This window comes from Acinetobacter sp. YH1901134 (genome assembly GCF_013416965.1).
Taxonomy (GTDB): domain Bacteria; phylum Pseudomonadota; class Gammaproteobacteria; order Pseudomonadales; family Moraxellaceae; genus Acinetobacter; species Acinetobacter amyesii.
In genome coordinates, this window is record NZ_VPEW01000012.1 from 85,167 (window position 1) to 106,613 (window position 21,447).

The 21,447-nt window shown below is 39.1% G+C and carries 25 protein-coding genes and 2 pseudogenes; 10 read left to right on the forward strand and 17 right to left on the reverse strand.

What is annotated here, in order from left to right:
- Positions 1–107: 107 nt before the first annotated feature.
- From FTV50_RS12720 to FTV50_RS12730, 3 genes are all read right to left on the reverse strand, one after another.
- Positions 108–812 carry a Hint domain-containing protein gene (locus tag FTV50_RS12720; RefSeq protein ID WP_180024627.1) on the reverse strand — a complete coding sequence of 235 codons (705 nt, stop codon included), beginning with the start codon at positions 810–812 and terminating at the stop codon, positions 108–110.
- Positions 813–927: 115 nt separating this feature from the next.
- Positions 928–1,200 (reverse strand): NadS family protein, encoded by a 273-nt coding sequence (nadS, locus tag FTV50_RS12725; protein WP_000369781.1) that lies wholly within the window; start codon positions 1,198–1,200, stop codon positions 928–930.
- Positions 1,193–1,513, reverse strand: a complete 321-nt coding sequence (locus tag FTV50_RS12730; RefSeq protein WP_058971762.1) for a type II toxin-antitoxin system RelE/ParE family toxin — start codon at positions 1,511–1,513, stop codon at positions 1,193–1,195. The genes nadS and FTV50_RS12730 overlap by 8 nt, the downstream gene beginning before the upstream one ends.
- Before the next feature lie 166 nt (positions 1,514–1,679).
- Between FTV50_RS12730 and FTV50_RS12735 the strand changes: the two genes are divergently transcribed.
- Entirely contained in the window at positions 1,680–1,940 is a 261-nt protein-coding gene (locus tag FTV50_RS12735; RefSeq protein ID WP_068976015.1) for a hypothetical protein, read from the forward strand.
- Between the two features lie 138 nt (positions 1,941–2,078).
- Positions 2,079–2,393, forward strand: a complete 315-nt coding sequence (locus FTV50_RS12740) for a hypothetical protein (protein WP_058971764.1) — start codon at positions 2,079–2,081, stop codon at positions 2,391–2,393.
- A gap of 514 nt (positions 2,394–2,907) precedes the next feature.
- On the opposite strand, the gene FTV50_RS12745 is transcribed toward FTV50_RS12740, so the two are convergent.
- Together FTV50_RS12745 and FTV50_RS12750 are read right to left on the reverse strand one after the other, a co-directional pair.
- Positions 2,908–3,708 (reverse strand): hypothetical protein, encoded by an 801-nt coding sequence (locus FTV50_RS12745; RefSeq protein ID WP_151204773.1) that lies wholly within the window; start codon positions 3,706–3,708, stop codon positions 2,908–2,910.
- 239 nt (positions 3,709–3,947) lie between these two features.
- A pseudogene (locus FTV50_RS12750) lies at positions 3,948–4,880 on the reverse strand (IS5 family transposase).
- 156 nt (positions 4,881–5,036) lie between these two features.
- Between FTV50_RS12750 and FTV50_RS12755 the strand changes: the two are divergent.
- Both FTV50_RS12755 and FTV50_RS12760 read left to right on the forward strand, forming a co-directional pair.
- Complete coding sequence (locus FTV50_RS12755) at positions 5,037–5,393, forward strand: hypothetical protein (protein WP_180024628.1); 357 nt, start codon at positions 5,037–5,039, stop codon at positions 5,391–5,393.
- A gap of 35 nt (positions 5,394–5,428) precedes the next feature.
- Positions 5,429–5,656: a hypothetical protein gene (locus tag FTV50_RS12760; RefSeq protein WP_180024629.1), complete on the forward strand. Its 228-nt coding sequence runs from the start codon at positions 5,429–5,431 to the stop codon at positions 5,654–5,656.
- Between the two features lie 243 nt (positions 5,657–5,899).
- Here FTV50_RS12760 and pyrE read toward each other — a convergent pair whose 3' ends face one another.
- Positions 5,900–6,550 (reverse strand): orotate phosphoribosyltransferase, encoded by a 651-nt coding sequence (gene pyrE, locus FTV50_RS12765; protein WP_180024630.1) that lies wholly within the window; start codon positions 6,548–6,550, stop codon positions 5,900–5,902.
- 40 nt (positions 6,551–6,590) lie between these two features.
- On the opposite strand from pyrE, the gene FTV50_RS12770 reads away from it, so the two are divergent.
- The gene (locus FTV50_RS12770; RefSeq protein ID WP_078193225.1) at positions 6,591–7,409 is read left to right on the forward strand and encodes an exodeoxyribonuclease III; all 819 of its coding nucleotides are present in this window, start codon (positions 6,591–6,593) and stop codon (positions 7,407–7,409) included.
- 629 nt (positions 7,410–8,038) lie between these two features.
- Positions 8,039–8,386, forward strand: a complete 348-nt coding sequence (locus tag FTV50_RS12775; protein ID WP_180024631.1) for a Spx/MgsR family RNA polymerase-binding regulatory protein — start codon at positions 8,039–8,041, stop codon at positions 8,384–8,386.
- 104 nt (positions 8,387–8,490) lie between these two features.
- Here FTV50_RS12775 and FTV50_RS12780 read toward each other — a convergent pair whose 3' ends face one another.
- On the reverse strand, positions 8,491–8,928 hold the full coding sequence (locus FTV50_RS12780) for a DUF2147 domain-containing protein (RefSeq protein ID WP_180024632.1): 438 nt from the start codon (positions 8,926–8,928) through the stop codon (positions 8,491–8,493).
- Between the two features lie 155 nt (positions 8,929–9,083).
- On the opposite strand from FTV50_RS12780, the gene FTV50_RS12785 reads away from it, so the two are divergent.
- The gene (locus tag FTV50_RS12785; protein WP_180024633.1) at positions 9,084–9,995 is read left to right on the forward strand and encodes an alpha/beta hydrolase; all 912 of its coding nucleotides are present in this window, start codon (positions 9,084–9,086) and stop codon (positions 9,993–9,995) included.
- An 88-nt stretch (positions 9,996–10,083) separates the two neighbouring features.
- On the opposite strand, the gene FTV50_RS12790 is transcribed toward FTV50_RS12785, so the two are convergent.
- Entirely contained in the window at positions 10,084–10,653 is a 570-nt protein-coding gene (locus FTV50_RS12790; protein WP_180024634.1) for an FMN-dependent NADH-azoreductase, read from the reverse strand.
- Positions 10,654–10,907: 254 nt separating this feature from the next.
- On the opposite strand from FTV50_RS12790, the gene FTV50_RS12795 reads away from it, so the two are divergent.
- Complete coding sequence (locus FTV50_RS12795; protein ID WP_180024635.1) at positions 10,908–12,101, forward strand: GGDEF domain-containing protein; 1,194 nt, start codon at positions 10,908–10,910, stop codon at positions 12,099–12,101.
- A gap of 34 nt (positions 12,102–12,135) precedes the next feature.
- On the opposite strand, the gene FTV50_RS12800 is transcribed toward FTV50_RS12795, so the two are convergent.
- The 5 genes from FTV50_RS12800 to FTV50_RS12820 form a co-directional block, all read right to left on the reverse strand.
- A complete protein-coding gene (locus FTV50_RS12800; RefSeq protein ID WP_180024636.1) occupies positions 12,136–12,804 on the reverse strand; it encodes a glutathione S-transferase family protein in 669 nt (222 codons plus the stop codon).
- A 2-nt stretch (positions 12,805–12,806) separates the two neighbouring features.
- Positions 12,807–14,603 carry a protein-disulfide reductase DsbD gene (dsbD, locus tag FTV50_RS12805; protein ID WP_180024637.1) on the reverse strand — a complete coding sequence of 599 codons (1,797 nt, stop codon included), beginning with the start codon at positions 14,601–14,603 and terminating at the stop codon, positions 12,807–12,809.
- A 54-nt stretch (positions 14,604–14,657) separates the two neighbouring features.
- Positions 14,658–15,428, reverse strand: a complete 771-nt coding sequence (locus FTV50_RS12810; RefSeq protein WP_180024638.1) for a transporter — start codon at positions 15,426–15,428, stop codon at positions 14,658–14,660.
- Between the two features lie 14 nt (positions 15,429–15,442).
- On the reverse strand, positions 15,443–15,985 hold the full coding sequence (locus tag FTV50_RS12815; RefSeq protein ID WP_111885128.1) for an ankyrin repeat domain-containing protein: 543 nt from the start codon (positions 15,983–15,985) through the stop codon (positions 15,443–15,445).
- Between the two features lie 128 nt (positions 15,986–16,113).
- Positions 16,114–16,479: an HPF/RaiA family ribosome-associated protein gene (locus tag FTV50_RS12820; RefSeq protein WP_111885127.1), complete on the reverse strand. Its 366-nt coding sequence runs from the start codon at positions 16,477–16,479 to the stop codon at positions 16,114–16,116.
- Positions 16,480–16,974: 495 nt separating this feature from the next.
- On the opposite strand from FTV50_RS12820, the gene FTV50_RS12825 reads away from it, so the two are divergent.
- Positions 16,975–17,736 (forward strand): outer membrane protein OmpK, encoded by a 762-nt coding sequence (locus FTV50_RS12825; RefSeq protein ID WP_168379688.1) that lies wholly within the window; start codon positions 16,975–16,977, stop codon positions 17,734–17,736.
- 101 nt (positions 17,737–17,837) lie between these two features.
- On the forward strand, positions 17,838–18,338 hold the full coding sequence (locus FTV50_RS12830; protein ID WP_180024639.1) for a GNAT family N-acetyltransferase: 501 nt from the start codon (positions 17,838–17,840) through the stop codon (positions 18,336–18,338).
- 17 nt (positions 18,339–18,355) lie between these two features.
- Here the strand turns inward: FTV50_RS12830 and FTV50_RS12835 are convergent, their stop codons facing one another.
- The 4 genes and pseudogenes from FTV50_RS12835 to FTV50_RS12850 all read right to left on the reverse strand — a co-directional run.
- Positions 18,356–18,838 carry a DUF1877 family protein gene (locus FTV50_RS12835; RefSeq protein ID WP_180024640.1) on the reverse strand — a complete coding sequence of 161 codons (483 nt, stop codon included), beginning with the start codon at positions 18,836–18,838 and terminating at the stop codon, positions 18,356–18,358.
- Positions 18,839–19,191: 353 nt separating this feature from the next.
- On the reverse strand, positions 19,192–19,890 hold the full coding sequence (gene urtE, locus FTV50_RS12840) for an urea ABC transporter ATP-binding subunit UrtE (RefSeq protein ID WP_180024641.1): 699 nt from the start codon (positions 19,888–19,890) through the stop codon (positions 19,192–19,194).
- Positions 19,891–19,900: 10 nt separating this feature from the next.
- Positions 19,901–20,722, reverse strand: a complete 822-nt coding sequence (gene urtD / locus FTV50_RS12845; RefSeq protein WP_180024642.1) for an urea ABC transporter ATP-binding protein UrtD — start codon at positions 20,720–20,722, stop codon at positions 19,901–19,903.
- Positions 20,719–21,321, reverse strand: a pseudogene (locus tag FTV50_RS12850) (urea ABC transporter permease subunit UrtC); the annotation flags it as partial. The gene urtD and the pseudogene FTV50_RS12850, both read right to left, overlap by 4 nt.
- Positions 21,322–21,447 lie beyond the last annotated feature (126 nt).

The following is a 21,447-nucleotide window of genomic DNA, read 5'->3' on the forward strand; positions in this document are numbered from 1 at the left end:
AAAAATTGAGTATATAGTATTAATTTTTATGTATTTTTTTAATTTTGTATAACAGCCATTATGTTAAATGGGAAAATTGGTTAATAGATTTCTCATATTGTTTATAATCAACTATTAGCTTTAGTACAGTTAGGGTTGAGAACCCATAAACCATCATTAAAAATAAAGTAGGTATCACAATCTGCCAATTCAAAGTTATAAACTTTCTGCCTAAACGTTTCTTCTAAAACATAAACGTTTTGACCATTCATTTTTAATGGGCTAGGTGCATTCTGATCCGGAATTCCACATAATCCTGTTTTGTCATATTCAAACAAATCAAAATAATCAACATCTTTAATATCAAAACCTTTACGCTCAGCATCAAATACATTACAAACATGATAACCACCTGCAATATTGGGCATACTAGTTTTTCGTAATGGATTAACCATGAAAACTAGAGCGACTACATCAGGATTCATCGTTTCGATAATCTGACCCTTTTGTAATTCATCTGCACGTGTCCAACCACTATCTTTAACCCTGAATAGATAATTCGCTGTAACACTTACACCGCTTAACTTACCTTTATGCAGCTTGGATATGTCAGTATTAGCTTTAATTTCAAAATAATGTAATTTCCACAATCCTTTATTTTCATAAGACACCATTCTTAAAATAGGTTTGTAACATAGTTTCCCTTGTTCATTTTGGGGTTTACACAGTACTAAGTCTCCAATGTTAATATCCTGAATGGAGATTAAACCTTTATCCGTATTTATACGTGTTCCAGCAGGAAAACCAGCTTCTGAATTAAGATATGAGTCCATAAGTCTCTCTTATATTTTTAATTTGATGATTAGTGAGCTTTCCTAAAATTAACATAATACACGTTATACGAATCTAAAAATGGGAGCCTTAAGCTCCCATTTTTTAAGTAATTTTTTAAATAAGACTTGGATGAGCATCTAAAATTCGAATCAATGTAGCTGCTGGTCCAGTTGGATAGCGTCGTCCCTGTTCCCAATTTTGCAGGGTACGAGGACTAATATGCAGACGTGCAGCGAACTCATTTTGGCTCAAGCCTGTTTTTTCACGTACTTCTTTAATATCTGGTAGTTCGAGTTCTGTAACTCGACTTGCTTTAACTTCTTTACGTTTGATAGCTCCAGCTTCTTTGATTGAAGCAACCAAGTCATCAAATAAGTTGTTATCCATGAAATTGCTCCTTCACGAGTTGGCGCAGAATGGCTGTTTCCTTATCTGTTAAATTATCTTTCACTGATTTTGGATAAGCCACTAAGAAAAATATCTGATCATCCTCGGTGACCCAATAATAAATCACCCGAATGCCACCACTTTTTCCTTTGTTACCTTGAGCACAACGTACTTTGCGAATACCACCGCCATTCTTGATTAGATCACCTCTATCAGGCTGTACCAAAAGATCTTCCTGAAGTTGACGATATTCCTCATCAGATACAAGGTCTTTAATTTGCTTGGTAAAGATGCTAGTTTCAATAAATAACATGGACTCTTTGTACGTCAATGGCGTACTTGTATTTTAGCAGTTTCCATAACAAAAAACGAGAGCTGTCCGCTCTCATTCCGAATAATGCCCATCATGCTAAATAAAAGGATATTCAGAAAAATATAGATGTAAAATTATGGCCAAGAAAAGTTATTTGAGTTGTTATATGAGCGTTACTGTTACTCAGCAAAAAGATATTGATAAGGTTTTGAAGAAATACCCTGATTGCTGTTCAATCTGTAAAGATCATTTTGATGATGAAGATTTGACATATACAGTTTTTGGATATGACAAAAATCAACGTATGCAAATCGTTTCAGGTTGTTGTATTGATGAGATATCAGACGTAGTGCTTCTAGGCTTATGTGGTTGTTATGACCCAAATGACATACAGAATTTAATGAAAGAGCATCCTCTAGTAGGTTAATTCTTTAAGGTGAGCTTGAAGACTTTCTAAAATTAACATAATGGGCGTTATTCGGTTATTTATTGCTGATCTAAAATTTGTAAAAGAGAGTCTGGCTTAATTTAGACAGCTCTTTACTATATTTATTGAAGGTTTTTTATGAAGCACTTAGGATTTGTAGGAAAAAGTACTGAATATTTAGGGTATACCCATGTTGAAATTATCAATAGCTCATTACGCTTATCTTTCAATATTCCATCAACAAAAGATCTAGAAGAAACCTTTAAAAAGATGGTCGAAAATAACTATGATTTACTCATGGAAACATCAGCAGAAATCGAGTTCGAATTAGAAAGTGAAACGCTAGCAAAGATAGAAACCATCATAAAAGAAAAAGGGATTGAACTTGATGAGTTTGTTCAAAATGCGCTGATTAAACTTATCAACCAAAATGAATTGGCTAAGACTGATTAGATCTTAAATGTAGGCAATAAAAAAGCCCGACAGGATGTCGGGCTTTTTCGTATTGGTTCGCTTGGCATGACTCCTGTCGTACCGCCGATCCTTGTGCGATTATTTATTTTTATTCTGCGGAACGTCCTGTTCTCTTATGACTTCATGATATTGAATACAAGGGATTGTGAATATCCGCAAAACCCCTAAATTCATGTGCGCTCAGGCGTACACAATTGGTGGATTTTTATCCCGAGAGTTGTCCGCAGAAATTGGGGATGAATTTGATCTTAAAAGGCATATATCTTATAGGGAATTGCGGTTTTTGATCACTTTTCAACCATTTTTGTTGGCGAAAAATGACAAATTTGCTCAAAAAGAAAGCGACATGTTTCAAAGTCGGTTTTTTGCTGTTTTTCGGGGTGGTTGAAATTTTTTAAGTTATTGATTTTAAGCAATTATTTCAATTGCATTTCGCATAAGCTCTATTATGTTAAATAGACTCAAAAATAGTGGAAGTTTTGCGATAGTTACTCTATTGATTAGCATTCCAAGCTTTTAATAAACGCCAAATATTTTGATCTACAGCTTTCCAATCTTTTAATGATTCATAAGGCATTCTCCATTCAATATTCACGTTAGGATAGAGAGGTGTTTCAGATTTTGTGGTTATTACGATTTGGTCTGTAAGATTACGATTAATTGTCATTAAAAATTCAGAATGGTATGGATCTGATGCATGACCTAAACAATGATAAGAAATATCAGAATCCAAATTTATTGAATAGCATTCTAAATCAAATTTTTTAAATGAATCTTCATATTTTACAAATTTATGTGATGTTAAATAGTTTATCCATTCTCTTGGTGTTCGTTTATATTTAAAAGATATGGGATCAAGTGTACTGAAATTTTGTAGATGCACTTTTACTTGATCTTGATAACTCCTATCATAAAAGTTATTAATTTTTATATTCTTAGCATTATTCAAAAGTAGATTAAATTGCATAGGCTTTTGAAAATCGGCAACGTTCTCAATTTTATCATCGTCATTTAGTATTTCTACTGTAGGAATGAAGTTAATAGGAAACTGCCCAAGAAAAGGGTTACTTAAAACTATGCCTTGCTCAATATTCTTTTTACCACCTACAACTGTTTTTATAATTAAATCCGATGAAATCCCCCAAGTCACTAAATCCCCTGATTTTGATATATCTTTATAATATTCAATATCCGATTTTTCTGATAAAGATTTAGACCTAGGTTCTGAAGAGTCAGTACATCCACATATAGCAGTAAAATGTATTAAAATAATAAAAGTTCTGATGGCATTCATAATGAAAGTCTTCTATTTATTAAATTTCCCTAAAATTAACATAATACACGTTATACAAAGTTGGAAAATTGAGACTATAACCTTAATTTTTATGTGTTTTTTGAATTTAATGCCTAGGTTTTTCATCTCCTATAACAGCCATTATGTTAAATCGAAACTATTTCTAAGGTATTTGATAGAATCAAAAGGCTTTGTTGCATAAATATTTGAGAGATTGAACTATCCCAAGTATTCCAAATTTAAGAGACAGCTTGGGTCTGAGGACGACCTAATTCCGTAAATCTGTTGAGGACTGCTATACGTGCATGAATTTCATTGACTTGGCTATCAAATTTTCTTGCACTGAGTTTATCCCCCAATAATTTGATGCAATGCATCTTAGTTTCGACCAAACTTCGGCAATGATAGCCGGACCATTTTTTCCATAGTGTCCTGCCTAAACGTTTAACTGTTCGAAGTAATTCATTTCGCTCTCGCGAGCTGATCTTTGTATCTTTCCAAGGCTTTGCATTTTTTCTTGGAGGAATCACAGCATGCGCTTACCGATCTGCAATGACCTGACGGCATTGCTTGGTGTCATAAGCTCCATCGGTATAAACGGAATCAATTTGCTCATCTTGTGGAATCTGATCAAGTAAATCTTCAAGCACTTGTGAATCACTCACATTATTTGTAGTGAGTTGAATAGTACGTATTTACAGGGTTTCAGCATCTTTACCAATATGAAGTTTACGCCATTGGCGACGATATTCTGGTTGGTGCTTCTTACGCTTCCATTCACCTTCGCCTAGAAACTTTAAGCCAGTAGAGTCAACGAACAGATGTAGCCCATCAGTACTTTTTTGATAGCTAATCGCAATATTGATATGCTTTTGTCGTCTGCAAAGGGTGGAATAATCTGGTGCTGTCCAGTCTAGACCACACAGTTTAATTAGACTTTGAACAAAACCTGTGACCATGCGTAAAGAGAGTCGAAATAAATATTTGATCATTAAGCAGCATTGTATAGCAGTATCAGAATAAGTTTGATTTCGACCTTGCTTGCCTTGTGATTGCGCATACCACTGAGTGTTTGGATCAAACCAAATGGCAATATTTCCACGATTAATGAGTGCTCGGTTGTATGTAGACCAATTGGTTGTACGATAGATTTTAGGTGTGGGCTTATTCATTTGGAAACTATATTACTAAACAAGCTTTTATGGATAGGTTTGTGCAACAAAGCCTTTATTTAGTGAAATTGAGAAAGTAAGGCCAAAAAAACTATTAATATACTAATGGACTTAAATATTCACTGATTTTTATTTTAGCAGGTATGAGAAATTAATATGAAATTGATTTTATCAACTTCTTTTTTGCTGTTATCGATGATCTTTTATACTGTTTTTTATAATAATCTTATTTTAAAAAATAAGATTAAAGATAAGGATAATATTATTGATGGGTGTATGGTTATTACTGGGAAATATCATACGAAATATGATGGTTTTAGGTATGTGGTTGAAGTTGATGGAAAGAGCTTTTATTTAATTAATTTGGTTAGTAGTGTCTTACCATTTGGTAGTAGGTATTATTATTTTAAAGATGAAATAGATGTAAGCAATAAGTGTTATAAGGTTAAATATGTAAAAGTTTATTTTTTATTTTATGAAAGAAGGTATATTTATGATCTTGTAGAAAAATAATATTTTTTAATTTTTATTTTAATATTTAAAATTGGGTGATTTATGACGCAAAAACAGAATCAGGGTCTTTAGCATATGAATTCAGAAAAAGAGAAGGTCTTAACCTAATACCATTTGCACGTTTATTGGATTGGACTGCATATTTTAATGGTGATGATATTGATGGTGATCCATCAGTTTTTGTTTTTGATCTAGGTGATATGCCACATCACGTAAAGTTTAAAAATTTCAAAGATTGGTTAGACAAAGCTCCTAGCTTTTAATTTTTCTAAAATTAACATAATACACGTTATACGAAATTCTATTTTTATTCATTATAAATCATAGTGTTATATAATAGAGAAAAGTCCAATCATCTCCGGTTGGGCTTTTTTAATGATTTTTCACGTTTCATGAATACCAACCAATCAATTTTTCCACATTTTTGATTAGCTAAATTCAACAATCCTAATCTCAAAACTACACAAAAAAAGGCAGCTTCAGCTGCCTTTTGAAATCCCGAAAAATTAGATGCCGTATTTCACACGGTACGCTTCCATTTTCGCCAAGGCTTCAGTTTCGCCTTTTGCATCTAAGAAAGTCATCAAATCTTTCATAGTGATTAAAGCATGTACAGGAATTTCTAACTCTTTTTGTACTTCTTGAATCGCAGAAAAATCGCCCTGACCTTTTTCTTGACGGTCTAGCGCCACCAATACGCCCGCAATTTGTGCACCGGCATTTTTCAGAATAGTCACTACTTCACGAATCGCAGTACCTGCAGTGATCACATCATCAATGATCCAGACTTTTTTGCCTTCTACTGATGCACCCACAAGCACACCGCCTTCACCATGGTCTTTCGCTTCTTTACGGTTAAAGCCCCAAGGTACACTCACACCATGGTTTTGTGACAGTGCGACAGCCGTTGCTGCTACAAATGGAATACCTTTATAAGCTGGGCCAAAGACCACTTCCACATTATCGCATTCTGTTAATTTAGCTGCATAGCCAGAAGCCAATAATGACAATGCTTCACCGTCATTCAAAAGACCCGCATTAAAAAAATAAGGACTCACACGACCCGATTTTAAAGTAAACTCACCAAATTTAAGCACACCACGTGATAATGCCAGTTCGATAAAAGCTTGTGGATTAAATGCCGCTTGCGCTGTCATGAGGTGCTCCATTTTTTTAAGTTTGAGGTTAAACCTGAGCATGATACCAAAGAGTAGCTATCCAAGTGATCAAAAAATTTTACGTGTCGTTTCAATTAATGTGAATGGTCTGCGTTCCGCTGAAAAAAAAGGTATTTTTGACTGGATGGCAACTTCAGATGCCGATGTCATCTGCATGCAAGAAAGCCGCATTACCCATGAACAATGGACCGATAAATTTAAACCCGAAGGTTGGTTTACACACCTTTTCCCTGCAGAACGCCCAGGCTATGCCGGTACTGCGATTTATAGCCGCCTACCTTTTGTTTCAGTGACAGATGGTTTAGGTTTTGAATTGGCAGACACTCAAGGCCGCTTTATTTCTGCTGAGTTCGATTTAGGACTTGGACAAACTGCACATATTTGCTCGCTCTACCTGCCTTCTGGTTCATCGGGTGAAGAAGCTCAGGCGCGCAAAGACCTATTTTTAGGCGAATATCAACAAATTTTGAAGCAATGGCGTGCTGAAAATAAGTCAGTGATTGTTTGCGGTGACTACAATATCGTGCATAAACGTATTGATATTAAAAATTGGTCTGGGAACCAAAAGGCTTCAGGCTGCTTACCACATGAACGTGCATGGCTCGATCATATTTATGATGAGCTTGGCTATGTCGACACCTTCCGTGAGGTACGTAAAGAAGCCGAGCTTTACTCTTGGTGGTCTAACCGAGGACAAGCGCGTGCCAAAAATGTGGGTTGGCGTATCGACTACCATGCATGTTCACCAGACTGGAAAGAACGTACAGTCAATGCTTGGATATTTAAAGATGAATGGTTTAGCGACCACGCCCCTGTGATTATTGATTATAAAATTTAAGCTTCCAACAATTAATTGAGTGAACGATTGTTTACTCAATTAGAGCTTATTTCTCACATTACATGACGAATTTGTGGATTTATCTCATAACTTGAACATAGCATTATGCTCGCACGGCAAAGGGACATGTCAGGATGACATAAAAGGATTGGACGCCGAAGGAAGTATAAAAACAAACTAAATGATTTAGCTTGTTTTCAAGGATGTGACAATGGACGTTGGATTGAGACCCGCATGATCAGGATGATTAAATGCGGGTTTTCTCTTATCTAGTCCCCACATCTATAGACTCAAACATCCCCCAAATAAAACAGCTAAAAATTCGATCTGCACAGCAAATTCTTATTCTCGCTTTCTTTCTACTTTTGACTGTGCAACCTTAAGCTGAATTTTCTTGTTATTGCATCGCTTTCTTTTCTGAGCATCGTTTTGTTCTGTAGGCTATTCTAAAAGACCAAAATGTCGTTTTGATGACAATACCCAATATTTATTACATGCGACTTTTACAGCAAAACATTTATTTCTCAATCCACATCCAGATCGAGCTTTGAGCATTGATGAATTAGCCTGTAGGATAATGCTGAATTGTATTTTTATCTTATTGTTTGAATAATTGAGGACACCTGTTCATGCTTAAAATTTATGGCATCAAAAACTGTAATACCATGAAAAAAGCTTTCGACTTGCTCAACGAATTAGGCCTAAGCTACGAATTTCATGACTATAAAAAAGAAGCGATTGATGCTAAAACCGTAAAAAAATGGCTTAATGCCAAAGGCGCTGATGTGATTCTCAACAAAAAAGGCACAACATGGAAAAAACTCAGTGAAGAAGAGCAACAGACAGCGTTAGCCAGTGAAGAAAATTTGATTCAATGTTTAATAGCGCATAGCAGCATGATTAAACGTCCTGTACTCGATACAGGTAGCGATTTATTGATTGGCTTTGATGAAAGCGCTTACCGTGCATTGAAATAAATTTTTTTATCACACTCATGCACGGCTCTAGTTCAATTGTGGCTGAAAATAGGCTATAAAAAAGCCTGACATTGTCAGGCTTTTTTTGTTTGAATCATGTCAAATTAGTTGGCACGAATCCATGTTTGATTACGACCTAAAGCAGCAACGCCAATAAAGCCGCGAAGCTCTAGTTTCTTGCCACCATCAGCCAATTGACCTTTTAACTTGTAAGTTTTACCTGATTGAGGATCCAAAATTGAACCGTTTTCATAGCTTGTACCACCTACATTTTTAAGACCTGTCACAATACGTAAGCCTTTTAATGATTTATTGTGATATGGGCCTTCACATTTTTTACAAGCGTTCTCTTCACCTGGTGTCAAAACTGACTGAATGCTCGCAGAAAGCGTACCATTTTTTTGCTCGGTGAATTTTACAATCGCTTTTGGTTGCTTGGTTTTATCATCAATGGTTTTCCAAGTTGTACCATTTAGCGGATCTGCAGCATTTGCAAATGCGGCTAAACTCATCAATCCTAATGCTAGTGCAATTTTTTTCATTTTTGTTTATTTCCCTGGTCTGATATAGACGACATTAGTATCCAAAAGTCACAACAATTTATCAATTTTTGTATGTGACCGTTTAGTGTAACCTTGTAATTTGTGTTGGTAAATATGCTCACACGATTCCAAAAATAGAAAAAGATGGAAAGACAATGAAGATATCGCCACTGACGAAACAACTGATTACAGAAAGCATTTTAAAAACCACAATTCGTGGGCCGAGCCAGTTCAATTTACCGCCCAATACTTTAAGGTTTGCTTTGGAACAAATGTGTCGTGCATTTCCCCAAAACCCGGATGTACAAATTCGTCCTATTCGCTTAGCCGGCTTAAAAGCCGAAGAAATCAAACCACAACAGGCATCGACCCAACTCATTTTTCATATTCATGGGGGCGCATTTTTCTTGGGTTCGATGAACACGCATCGGGCGTTTCTGACTCAAGTTGCGGCACGCACGCAAATGCAAGTGTTACATTTGGATTATCCTTTATCCCCAGAAACACAGTTCCCTGAAGCACTCGATGCCCTTTTTGATGTGTATGCAGTGTTATTAGATCAAGGGGTTCAAGCCAAAGATATTATTTTGTCAGGCGACTCTTGTGGTGCAAACTTGGCGCTTGCCTTAGCCCTTAAAATTCAACAGGAACAACTTCCACAAGTCAGTGGTTTGGTGTTAATGTCACCGTTTTTAGACTTGACGCTGAGCAGTGAGTCCCTACGCTATAACCGTAAGCATGATGCGCTGTTAAGCATAGAAGCCCTCGAAACAGGTATTGATTATTATGTACCCCGCTCGGTCGATCGAGCTGATCCATTGGTCTCGCCTTTTTTTGCAGAGCTCAAAGGACTACCTCCGATTCATATTCAAGTGGGTTCTAAAGAAATTTTATTGGATGATGCGCAGCGTTTTAAAGTCAAAGCAGAAGAAGCCGGCCTAGATGTCGAATTCAAGTTATACACTGGCATGTGGCATAACTTCCAAATGTTTAGCCCATGGTTTGAAGAAGGACAGCGTGCGCTGAGTGATTTAGCCGATTTTGCACACCGACTAGATCAGGACTAATCCCTGAAAACTAATTCCCTAAGAACAGATCAAAGTCACCATAAAAAAAGGTCAGCAGATGCTGACCTAAGAGGGAAATGTCAATCTGTTAAATGGCTTGAATTTGAGCCTGAGCTGTCGCCATTGCCTGTGCTTTCATATCTGGTCCCATATTGACACCTTCGGCACGAATCACATCAATATCGCTGACACCTGTGAAATTAAACACGGCTTTTAATAAACCTTCTTGATAATCTACAGGGCTGTTATCGCCATACACACCGCCACGACTGCTGGCAATATAGACTTTTTTATCACCTGCCAAGCCCACTGGACCTTGTTCTGTATATTTAAAAGTACGACCTGCAACACTGATACGGTCAATCCATGCTTTCAAAGTTGATGGCAAACCGAAGTTATACATAGCAGCACCAACCACAACAACATCGGCATCTAAATACTGTTGTAACAGTTGCTCGCCTAAAGCCGATTGTTCTGCATTCTGACCCATCAAAATTTCACTGCTGAGATGTGGAATCTGCTGTACAGCTAAATCGAGATGCTGAACCTGTGCATCATCCCCATGTTTTTGCTGTAGCTGTTGTACAATTTCAGCGCTAAGTTGACGCGAAACTGAAGCGTCGCCCATGATGCTTGAATCAATATGCAAAATTTTCATGACTAAAACCTAAAGCTGTTGTTATTAACTTGAGCCTAGTGTAATCAATTTTCATAAATAGAATAATCCCGATCCTTATGACACTATGTTTTATTTTTAGAACAATCTTTTTAAACTCGTAAAAAATTTAAAATTACTGAGCGGTTCTTGACCGTTATCAAGTGTAAATTTTCATGCTAATGTAAGCCTATAAAATGATATCTATATAAACTTTAAGAAAAAAACTGATAACTCGAACAGGGCAAAGACACAGGATGACGGTGAAATCAAGCATACGTGACATGATCCTTCGCAATAGAATCGCCCAGTATTTACTGGAAGATGAAGTGGTCATGAATTGGAGCATCCTGAAAAAGTGTATGCTCATGCTGATGCTTGGCTCAGCCATTCATCTGCTTTGGATTATTTGGAAATTATATATTTCTTTTACACCTGAACTTTGGCAGTGGGTTAACCTTGATCTAATCCATTCTCAATTGTGGACCAACATTGTCTTTTTTAGCTTAATGGTGCTATTGATTTGGCCTTGCTATGCTGGAAAAGAAAACCCAAAAATTCAGCTTGTTTTACCTTATCTTTCAGTCGGTTTATTCGTCATTTCTTTATGTCGTGACGGCTACTTAATTGGTGTCATGAGCCCAGCCACCATGATCTCCTACGTGAGCCTGGTGACCGTTGGATTGGTGCTATTTACACGAAAAATCGTCTATAGCATGCTGATTCCAGCCACGATTTTTTTATCCATTTGCATGTATTTGAGCATCCGCGGCATTATCCCCTATGCCCCGATTTTTCAACCTCATGCCTATGGCTATCAAAATAGTTTTTGGCTCTTCTCAATGATCTTTTTCATTGTTCCTATTTTATTAACCTGTTTGGCTTTATTTGAAATCTTACTCAGCCAATGGCGTCACAGAGAGCATTTGATTCAAAAACTTAGTCAAGTCGACCCACTGACCAATTTATTTAATCGACGCAGTATCAATCAGTGTTTGGAACAGCTCGATAGTGCTAAAACAGATACATATGCACTGGTCTTGTTGGACTTAGACCATTTTAAACGCATCAATGATGAATATGGACACGATAAAGGCGATGAAACCTTGATTCTCGTCAGCCAAGTATTAAACCAACATTTACGCGGTAGTGATGTGGTTGGGCGTTTTGGCGGGGAAGAGTTTATTTTGGTGTTAAAAAATTCTAACTTGGAACAAGCAATATTCATTGCAGAGCGCTGTCGAAAAGCCATTGAGCAGCTTGAAATTTGGGGACATGACGGTCAGTCAATTCATGTGACAGCCAGTTTTGGCATTGCGATTTCTACGCCAGAATTGGTACCGCAACAATTGCTGACCCATGCAGATCAGGCGCTATATGCAGCTAAAGCTGGTGGTCGTAACATGGTGATGGCCTACACTGAACAACAAAGCTTTAGCCATTTGGTTTAAAACTTTTATATAGCTCAGATGCGGCATTAAGCTTTTAACGTGGATACTGTTCCATACGACGGACTGGCTGTTCCAGTTGAGCAGCCGTGATCCATGCCACCACAGAAGGATGCTGCAAAATCTTTTGCATATAACGCTGTGTGTTGTCACTCACAGGTAACTGAAAGGTCTGTAAACGTGTCACCACGGGTGCAAAAAACGCATCAGCAATACTAAATTCACCGCATAGAAAGCCATCCACCGCAGGACGACTCGACCAAATCTGTTCGATTCGCGCTACTTCAGCACGTAATTCAGCATGTTCAGACCATAATCTCTGACCATAACGACCATAATCCGCCTGCAGATTCATACTACATAAGCTACGCAATTGCATAAAACTACTGTGCATTTCCGCGCAAATACTCCGTGCCCATGCACGTTGTGTAGCATCTTTTGGCCACAGTGGAAGATCTTGAAACTGCTCTGCCAAATATTCACAAATTGCCAATGAGTCCCAAATCATCACACCGTCATGTTGCAGTAGGGGCACTTTACCATTGGCATGTAGGGCTAACATTTGCTGCTTGAATGCTCCGCCATCTGCTTCTTCAGAAAAAGGAATCAAGATCTCTTGAAAGGGTAAATTAAACGCGTGTAACACCAACCACGGTCGCATAGACCACGTCGAATAGTTTTTATTGGCAATATATAATTGCATCATTTTTATTCTCCACGCGATTTAAATTTTTCCAATTGCGCTAGCAATTCTTCCTCACTAAAAGCACCCGTCAAACGCAGTCCACGTATCTCTTGATGTGCTGTATCTAAAAATAAATAGGTCGGTGGCCCTAAAATATCCCATTGATTGAGCAGTACTTGATGGGTTGCATCATACTGACTCAAATCTAACTTAATTAAGTAATACGGTGCCAAAGCCTGTTGTACCGCAGCCGATTTTAAAACTTTATGTTCAATCGGCTGACAGGCCACACACCAATCGGCATAGACATCAATAATCGCGGATTGACCTTGAGGAATTTCACTTAACAAACGTTGAAACTCTTCCGCTGTATGTGCCACATGCCAAGCACTTTGTTGTTGATTTTCTTCGACTAAAAAACGTTGGCTGTGTTGATATTGACTGTACACAATATAAGGTACAGCTGCACAGAACACCAAGATATACAACCATTTGAGCTGAGTACTGCGCCATAAAATGCGCCAAAGCACATAAGCGCTAAACACCAGCCCCAGAGCAAGGGATAACCACTGTAACCAAGCTTCACTGATCAATGGTCGAATAAAATACAAAGCCAATGCCAACATAATGAAAGCAAAGAGCACCTTGATTTGATTCATCCACAAACCCGCTTTAGGCAATACCCGTGAGCCAAGGACACTAGCCAACAATAGCGGGGTTCCCATGCCAAAGCCGAGGGTGAATAACAATAATGCACCTTGCCACTGACTTTGGGTTTGGGAAATAAATAATAATGCGCCTGCCAACGGTGCTGTCATACAAGGACCGACTAGCAATGCTGAAATCATCCCCATGACCCCAGCTCCAACGAGACTACCGCCCTTTTGCATCGACTGAGCTTGGTCTAAGCGATTGACCCAACTGCGTGGCAATTTCAGTTCAAATAAACCAAATAAATTCAGGGCAAAAACCACAAAGAGTACGCTAAAGGCAATTAAGGTCGAGGGTTGTTGCAACCAACGCTGGAAATTCAAACCTGCAGACGACGCCACCAAGCCAAGAATGGCATACACCATCGCCATACTGGTAACAAAAGTCAGTGCAATCATCCATGCTTTTAAACCTCGGCTGTCGCGGACAATCAGTGAGGTTAAAATCGGCAGCATTGGCAATGAACATGGGGTAAAAGCCAGCAAAAAACCCAGTCCAAAAAACAGTAAAAGTCCATAAAATATAGAGCTTTGTGCTAATTTTTCAGACCACATTTGGTCACTTGCGGTATAGCGTTCAGAAGCCAATGCAGCATTCTCTGCCCGCTGCTGATCTAAACGATTCGCCATAGGCTGTTCGGCAGTATTTTCTGCTGCAAAGTCGAGTAAGCGTTTATTTGGACTGGCAAGATTTTGCTGTGTGACCAAGCCAGAAGCATCCGTTTCAAAGCTGATGCTCTGTGGTGGATAACACACCCGATCCTTGGCACAGCCTTGCCAACTGACTTGATAGGTCTGCAGTTTTTGAGTCGGAATTTTAAAACTCAACTGTTGGTAATACACCTGCGTATGACCATAGTTATCGTCTTTTAAATCCTCAGCAGCAGGCAAATCCAAAGCTAAAACTTGATTGCCCTGCTTCACCTCTATTTTGTGCTGATACAGATAATAATGCGCTGGAATATCCCAACTCAGCTCCGCCTGATCTGCACGATCGGAGACGACCGAGAAAGGAAAAGCATCTTCAGCTGAAAGTAATGCATCCTGAGCAGAGACGCCCATACTGAACGACAGCACAGCCGCTGCCGCAACATAAGTCCATTGTTTCATTCAGCTGAATTCATCCTCAGTCTGTACTTATACGTTTTAAAATTTAGGGTTCTTTTAGAACAGGTAAGATACGCCTAAACCTGACTGATAATTTTTATGACCGCCCGTGAGTTCTAGACCGACGCTCGCATCCAACTGCATACGATCCGAAACGGCATACGTCAAACCTGATGCTAATGACACTTCCTGATCGGTACTCTCTGCTTTGCGATAAACCAGCTCAGAAAAACCCGATAAATTACCCGCTATTTGATATTCCAATCCAGGAATAGCACTCACAGCCCAATCACCATCTTGAACTTCGTAACGCATGGTCATTGAAGTCCCAATTGTATCGCTATAATCATAAGCCACAGCGGAAGTCAGACTATAAATGTCATCTTCAGCACTAAAGCCTTCATTGCCTGTTGCAATAATGGCTTCAGCAAGAATAGCCATCGACAATTTTTCATCATTCAAATCAATGGCTTTTTTCAGGCCAATGCTGACATCACCCAAACCATCTTCTTCAACTGAGCGACCCGCAACTTTGGTTTTAGACCATGCAGGACCTTGCCAACCCAATTGCAATTCCAAATCTTTTGCCAAACCAGTACGGAATAACATGTCTGCATTTAAAGTGGTGTTTTTTACTTTTTCACCATTTTCATCACGACTTTCACTATAGCTCGCTGTTGGTAAACTTTGTTCCCATGCCAAACGACCTACAGGGGTAATGCCTGTGCCCATACCCGCGCCCGGACGGTCAAATGAAAAATCCGCCGCAAATGCAGACAGGCTCAAACCGGATAATGTTGCAATGCTTAAAACTTTAAATACAGTCATGTTTTTACTCACAATTATGCTAATTCTTTGCTCATTTTTGCGCCATGGCTACGCAAAAGCTCCAAGGTTTGTTTTTCTTCTTCCAATGCTTCCGACCAATTTACCGCGTCAAAATCACAGTCAAAAAATAATTCACTAATCGACGATAAAATGGTTAAACCATCGCTATCAATCATATTTGGATTCACTTTTTCATCCAATAAGCGCTGTACCGCAGGGACACATGCTGCACTCGCGGCGTCCCATAATGGACCATAAATTTCTTCAGCATCCCATAAATGCACATTGGCTTTGGCTTGAATCAGCGCTTCCAAGATTTGCATATGTACGTCTAAATGTTGTGTTTTCTGTTCAGCTGTTAAGGGTTGACCTGCTTCATACGCTTCGCAAACCATTTCCCACCATTTAAACAAACCATCAGACCATACAGAAACCGCAGGTCCTTTTTCAAAATCGATAAAATTTGGATTTAGACCATCTGCCAACAGGCGTTGCACCTGTGCAAGATCTTGTTCTTCTAACGCTTGCACAAAAAGCTGTTGTTGCGCTGTTAACATCTGGAAAGCTCACTTCAATTTATTTTGATCTATTATGCCGAATAAAGCTGCGTTTGTTTGAATTTCATGTAAAACAAAATACAAAACACACAAAAAAAGCCCCGCAGGGCTTTTTTAAATTTTGAGACTTATTCGTCGTCTACGCTGTCATCTGCTTCAGCAAAAGCAGGTTGTGTACTGCGTGGGTTCTCTTTCTTTTCGAACACATGTTCAAGACTACGTTTAAGTCGATCAATTGCACCGTGAATAGCTGTATCTACATTATGACCACGATGGTTGACCACGACAGGCTTCAAACCAGCAGGACGCGCTTCAATCATACATTTAATGTCGTCGCTACCACCCTTGTCCCCATTTTCATCACTTAAATGCACCGAAAAGTGAGTAATGCGTTCACTATGGCGCTGAAATTCTTCATTAAGTTCTGCACGAACGTATGTAATTAATCGATCACTATTAGGAATGTTTTTATCTGTACGGATTTCTATGTTCATAATATCATCCTCATATCTATCTGTAATATCTATAAATATTTGTGCAAAACTTATTATCTTGGCACGTTACATTTGCTGTAAAAGTTACAGCAATGACCATCTTCAACTTTGTATGGAACGTCGTCCTCCACATTGAATGATGAACACTTTAGAGTCTGCAGATCCGTGTCCTTATACTTTGAATATCGGTCTTAAGTTAGAATTTTGCAAGTGCTATTTTGATATTTTTTTAATATCCATACAAAAAGTAAGACTTTATTGTAGATTTGCATTGTTTTAATTGATTTGGGTCATATTTTTGTGCATTTCCTCGACGCCCACCTTCTATTTGTACAATTCCACTCCAACTTAAAATCTCGCTTTTACCGTCATTGATCATTCACGGCATATTTCCCCTTCAAATTACAAAACAATTTTGCCGTTGAGTAAAATTTGGCTTTATTTTTGCTTAATAATCTGTATGCTTTCAGTGCTTCTCGGGGGAGATATTTTTTAATGAAACTTACACAAATCGTTGCATCATGTGCATTAGCATCTGCTGCTGCTTTCACTCAAGCTTCACCTATCGTATGGCAAGATTTCAGCTTAACTGGCCTATATGGTGAAAATTATGTTGTGCCTTTTGATGGTGACAACAATGAACAGAAAACGATCACAGCTGAATATGCCGCTAAACTGAAATATTCAGATGTATTCTTCTTCGTTGACCAAGCTTGGGACAAAGATGATGAAGCATCGACTTACCTTGAGCTAGCACCGCGCCTTAGCTTAGGTGAAGTTTCTGGTAAAGACCTTTCTATGGGTCCGATCAAAGACGTTCTTATTGCAACGACTTGGGAACATAATGCCGGCTACGACAAAAATTCTGAGTTTAATAACTTCTTGTATGGTATTGGCTTTGCTTTAGACATTCCATATACACAGTATGCAAACATCAACTTCTATAAAGCCGATAACGATTCTAAATCAGCCGGTACTAAAGATGATTATCAAATGACAATCACTTATGCTGTGCCATTTAAAATCGGCTCTGAAGATTTTCTAGTAGATGCTTTCCTTGACTGGTCAACAGCTGAAAAAGGGGCACAAGCTAGTGAATTAAACTGGACAAGCCAATATAAATGGAATATCGGTAAGCATATCTCTCCTAAGACTAAGCTCTACGTAGGTGTTGAACACTCGGTTTGGAACAACAAATATGGTCTGAAAGGTCAGGACCAAAACGATGTCAGCGCTTTGGTGAAATACCACTTCTAAGTTCAACTCAGAACGCGATGAAGAAAAAAGCAAGGTTCTTTACCTTGCTTTTTTTATGCCTAAGCTTTTAAATTAACTTTATTTTTATCAGAAATTTGCGCATGTCTTTTCTCATTCGACCTGCAATTCTACAAGACTTAGCGGCCATTCTCGCAATCTATAATCATGAAGTTCTCAACGGCTTTGCGACATGGAATGATCAAGCTTATACCCTTGACTCTTTCCAACAGAAATTGCTGGATTTGCAAAAGCAAAATTTTCCATTTGTGGTGATTGAAGATCAGGATCAACAGCAAATCGCCGGTTATGCTGACTATGGTTCTTTCCGTCATTTTGCTGGCTATCGACATACTGTTGAGCATTCTGTCTATATTGACCCAAACTATGCTCGACTTGGTCTCGGTCAGCAATTATTAGAGCACCTAATTCAGCATGCAAAAAGCCAAAATATACATGTGATGATTGCAGGCATTGATCACGGCAATAGCGCCTCGATTGCCCTGCACAAAAAATTAGGCTTTAAGCAAACAGGTTATATGCCTGAAGTGGGACAAAAATTTGATGAATGGCGTGATCTGGTCCTGATGCAACTTCAGTTATAACCCGTGTTGAGCTGTGTTTATGGTAATTTATCCAAACGAATACCATCTAGTATCACACTCAGCACCGATAAATTATGACGCACCGCATCACGATAAAGATCTTGTAACTGTAAAAAAAGCAGTTTTAATTCGGCCAATTTAAGCTCTTGCTCAGGTGCGGTTTCTGCAATCGTGACCAAATAACGTTTTTTGATTTCATCCACGCTTAACTGTTGTAATGCCTGATGGATTTCTGCAACGCGAACTACGGTATTGTAATGCACTGCAAGACTCAGTCCTGGGCGTCGCTCTGACAATGGATGTTCTGCCTGAATGGCATAACTCAGTGCCGCAACTGAATCACTGTTCACGCTTAATAATGGATTCAACTCTTGCCACGCTTCCCCTAAAAATAAGGAGTGTTGTACAAAGGGTGAATCCAAGACATCTTGAGGGGTGTCAGCTTCTAAAATCAGTGTTTCTAAATCATTCGGTGGGATCAAATATAATATCGCGTCCATATTCTTATCTTCTTGTTATGTCGTACATTTAGATTAATGTAATCCACACAAAAATAAAGCAGATATTTTGTATATTCGGCAGCATTTGATCGAATACTGATGGATGCACATTCGCCCTTTACCAAAGTCTGAGTACTGCGTTTAGCATCACTTAAGCACGACATGCTGAAACTTCAAATGACTATACTGAGAACAACGCAAGCTTATGGCTTAAAACAAAAAAAATTTATGCCACTCGTTTTTTTGATTCAACTGCCATGATCAGCAACGATTTTTTGATCTTAGTAAATTGAATTAAAAGAGTAACGAGCTTGATTGATACAAGCCCGCCACACATCGCAGTCAACTAAATGTTAAATCGCCACCAGTTCCCGAATGCCTTTTTCAGGCATTTCACTACCGACACCTTGTGCAATCACTTGCCCCCGCGCCATCACGGTATATTCATCTGCCAGTTCTTCTGCAAAATCGTAAAACTGCTCAACCAAAACAATCGCCATTTCTCCACCATCGGCTAACTGACGAATCACACGGCCAATATCTTTAATAATCGAGGGCTGAATGCCTTCGGTCGGTTCATCTAAAATCAATACCCGTGGTTCGGAAGCGAGCGCACGGGCAATCGCCAATTGTTGCTGCTGACCACCAGATAAATCTCCACCTCGACGATGTTTCATTTCATCCAATACGGGGAAAATTTCGTAGAGATGTTCTGGCACTTTTCGGGTCTTAGCGCCCTTAAATTTTGCCATCCCAATCAAAATATTTTCTTCAACGGTCAAGGTCGAGAAAATATCCCGTCCTTGCGGTACATAAGCCAAGCCTTCACGTACACGTTGCTCTGGACTCAGTTTAGAAATGTCTTTGCCATCCAGTAAGATCTGCCCAGACTTGATCGGTAACATACCCATTAAACATTTTAAGAGGGTGGTTTTACCCACACCATTTCGCCCGAGCACCACCGAACATGCGCCCACAGGAGCGGCAAATGTCACATCTCTTAAAATATGACTGCCACCATAAAACTGATTGACGTCTTTGACTTCTAACATGGTCTGCTCCTTAACGTCCAAGATATTTTTCAATGACATCTTCATTGGCTTGGACTTCGGCCAATGTACCCTCTGCCAAAATCGCACCTTGCGCCAACACGGTGACTTTTTCACTGATGGTGTCAATAAAGCTCATGTCATGTTCAACCACAACAAGGGTATGGTTCTTTTTCAACTCTAAACACAGCTCTGCGGTACGCTCTGTTTCAGCATCGGTCATTCCTGCTACAGGTTCATCCAGCAAAATCAATTTTGGACGCTGCATTAGTAGCATGCCTATTTCTAACCACTGCTTTTGACCATGTGACAACAGCCCTGCCGGTTTATGGATCAATTCTTCTAAGCGGATTTGTGCTAAAGATTCGTCCAATGCGTTTTGCGCATCTGGATCGAGTTTGCTGAAAAAACTCTTTTTCACTCGTTTATCTTTAGGTGCAGCCAATAACAGGTTTTCCATGACGGTAAAATTTTCAAATACAGTAGGCTTTTGAAACTTACGACCGATTCCGGCTTCTGCTATTTGCTCCGTGCTCATTTTTGCCAAATCATAGGTTTGCCCAAAAAAAGCCGAACCTTCTTTTGGGCGAGTTTTACCGGTAATCACATCCATAAGCGTGGTTTTGCCTGCACCATTGGGACCAATGATGCAACGCAGCTCACCTTCTTTGATATATAACGACAAATCATTTAATGCGCGGAAAGAATCAAACCAAACGCTGACTTTTTCCAAATACAGGGCAATCCCGTGACTGAAGTCCGCACCCTGCTCCTTCGGTCGTCCATAACCTTCAACAGCATGACCGCCATGCGGTTGAACCCATTGATCATTCATTCGCTTCGCTCCTTTTTAAACCGCTCTAATAGCCCAATCACGCCTTTTGGCAAGAATATCGTTACCACAATAAACAGCGCACCTAAAATCAATAACCATGCCTCTGGATAAGCCACCGTGAAATAGGTCTTCACCCCATTGATTAAACCTGCACCCAAAATTGGGCCAATCAGCGTACCGCGCCCTCCTGCAGCCACCCACACCGCCATTTCAATCGAATTGACAGGGTTCATTTCACTCGGGTTAATAATGCCGACTTGAGGGACATACAGAGCACCTGCAATCCCTGCGATCACGGCAGACAACACCCATGCAGAGAGCTTGTACCATAAGGTGCGGTAACCCAAATATTGCAAACGGTTTTCACTGTCACGAATTGCACCAAGTACACGACCATAGGGTTTATTCATCAGGTGGCGTAAACCGACAAAACAGACCAGCAAAGTCAGTGCAGTGAGGAAACACAAGGTTGCACGCATTGGTGCAGAGGTAATATCTAGACCTAAGATGGTTTTAAAACCGGTAAAGCCGTTGTTACCGCCAAAGCCTGTTTCATTGCGGAAAAACAGTAGCGCAGCGGCAAAAGTCATGGCTTGGGTCTCTGTACACGACAAATTTCATAGGATCCTTGTCCTATCAGGCTTTTTCTTTCTTAAAATTGCTAGCACTTTCTTAAATTCTTCTTTTTTTCCAAAACCAATCAAACGTAGAATAGCCATTTGAAC

Excerpts from the sequence above, each read along its gene's own strand:
- FTV50_RS12720 (WP_180024627.1), bottom strand. The coding sequence starts at position 812 with ATGGACTCATATCTTAATTCAGAAGCTGGTTTTCCTGCTGGAACACGT.
- nadS (WP_000369781.1), bottom strand. The coding sequence starts at position 1,200 with ATGGATAACAACTTATTTGATGACTTGGTTGCTTCAATCAAAGAAGCT.
- FTV50_RS12730 (WP_058971762.1), bottom strand. The coding sequence starts at position 1,513 with ATGTTATTTATTGAAACTAGCATCTTTACCAAGCAAATTAAAGACCTT.
- FTV50_RS12735 (WP_068976015.1), top strand. The coding sequence starts at position 1,680 with ATGAGCGTTACTGTTACTCAGCAAAAAGATATTGATAAGGTTTTGAAG.
- FTV50_RS12740 (WP_058971764.1), top strand. The coding sequence starts at position 2,079 with ATGAAGCACTTAGGATTTGTAGGAAAAAGTACTGAATATTTAGGGTAT.
- FTV50_RS12745 (WP_151204773.1), bottom strand. The coding sequence starts at position 3,708 with ATGAATGCCATCAGAACTTTTATTATTTTAATACATTTTACTGCTATA.
- FTV50_RS12755 (WP_180024628.1), top strand. The coding sequence starts at position 5,037 with ATGAAATTGATTTTATCAACTTCTTTTTTGCTGTTATCGATGATCTTT.
- pyrE (WP_180024630.1), bottom strand. The coding sequence starts at position 6,550 with ATGACAGCGCAAGCGGCATTTAATCCACAAGCTTTTATCGAACTGGCA.
- FTV50_RS12770 (WP_078193225.1), top strand. The coding sequence starts at position 6,591 with ATGATACCAAAGAGTAGCTATCCAAGTGATCAAAAAATTTTACGTGTC.
- FTV50_RS12775 (WP_180024631.1), top strand. The coding sequence starts at position 8,039 with ATGCTTAAAATTTATGGCATCAAAAACTGTAATACCATGAAAAAAGCT.
- FTV50_RS12780 (WP_180024632.1), bottom strand. The coding sequence starts at position 8,928 with ATGAAAAAAATTGCACTAGCATTAGGATTGATGAGTTTAGCCGCATTT.
- FTV50_RS12785 (WP_180024633.1), top strand. The coding sequence starts at position 9,084 with ATGAAGATATCGCCACTGACGAAACAACTGATTACAGAAAGCATTTTA.
- FTV50_RS12790 (WP_180024634.1), bottom strand. The coding sequence starts at position 10,653 with ATGAAAATTTTGCATATTGATTCAAGCATCATGGGCGACGCTTCAGTT.
- FTV50_RS12795 (WP_180024635.1), top strand. The coding sequence starts at position 10,908 with ATGACGGTGAAATCAAGCATACGTGACATGATCCTTCGCAATAGAATC.
- FTV50_RS12800 (WP_180024636.1), bottom strand. The coding sequence starts at position 12,804 with ATGATGCAATTATATATTGCCAATAAAAACTATTCGACGTGGTCTATG.
- dsbD (WP_180024637.1), bottom strand. The coding sequence starts at position 14,603 with ATGAAACAATGGACTTATGTTGCGGCAGCGGCTGTGCTGTCGTTCAGT.
- FTV50_RS12810 (WP_180024638.1), bottom strand. The coding sequence starts at position 15,428 with ATGACTGTATTTAAAGTTTTAAGCATTGCAACATTATCCGGTTTGAGC.
- FTV50_RS12815 (WP_111885128.1), bottom strand. The coding sequence starts at position 15,985 with ATGTTAACAGCGCAACAACAGCTTTTTGTGCAAGCGTTAGAAGAACAA.
- FTV50_RS12820 (WP_111885127.1), bottom strand. The coding sequence starts at position 16,479 with ATGAACATAGAAATCCGTACAGATAAAAACATTCCTAATAGTGATCGA.
- FTV50_RS12825 (WP_168379688.1), top strand. The coding sequence starts at position 16,975 with ATGAAACTTACACAAATCGTTGCATCATGTGCATTAGCATCTGCTGCT.
- FTV50_RS12830 (WP_180024639.1), top strand. The coding sequence starts at position 17,838 with ATGTCTTTTCTCATTCGACCTGCAATTCTACAAGACTTAGCGGCCATT.
- FTV50_RS12835 (WP_180024640.1), bottom strand. The coding sequence starts at position 18,838 with ATGGACGCGATATTATATTTGATCCCACCGAATGATTTAGAAACACTG.
- urtE (WP_180024641.1), bottom strand. The coding sequence starts at position 19,890 with ATGTTAGAAGTCAAAGACGTCAATCAGTTTTATGGTGGCAGTCATATT.
- urtD (WP_180024642.1), bottom strand. The coding sequence starts at position 20,722 with ATGAATGATCAATGGGTTCAACCGCATGGCGGTCATGCTGTTGAAGGT.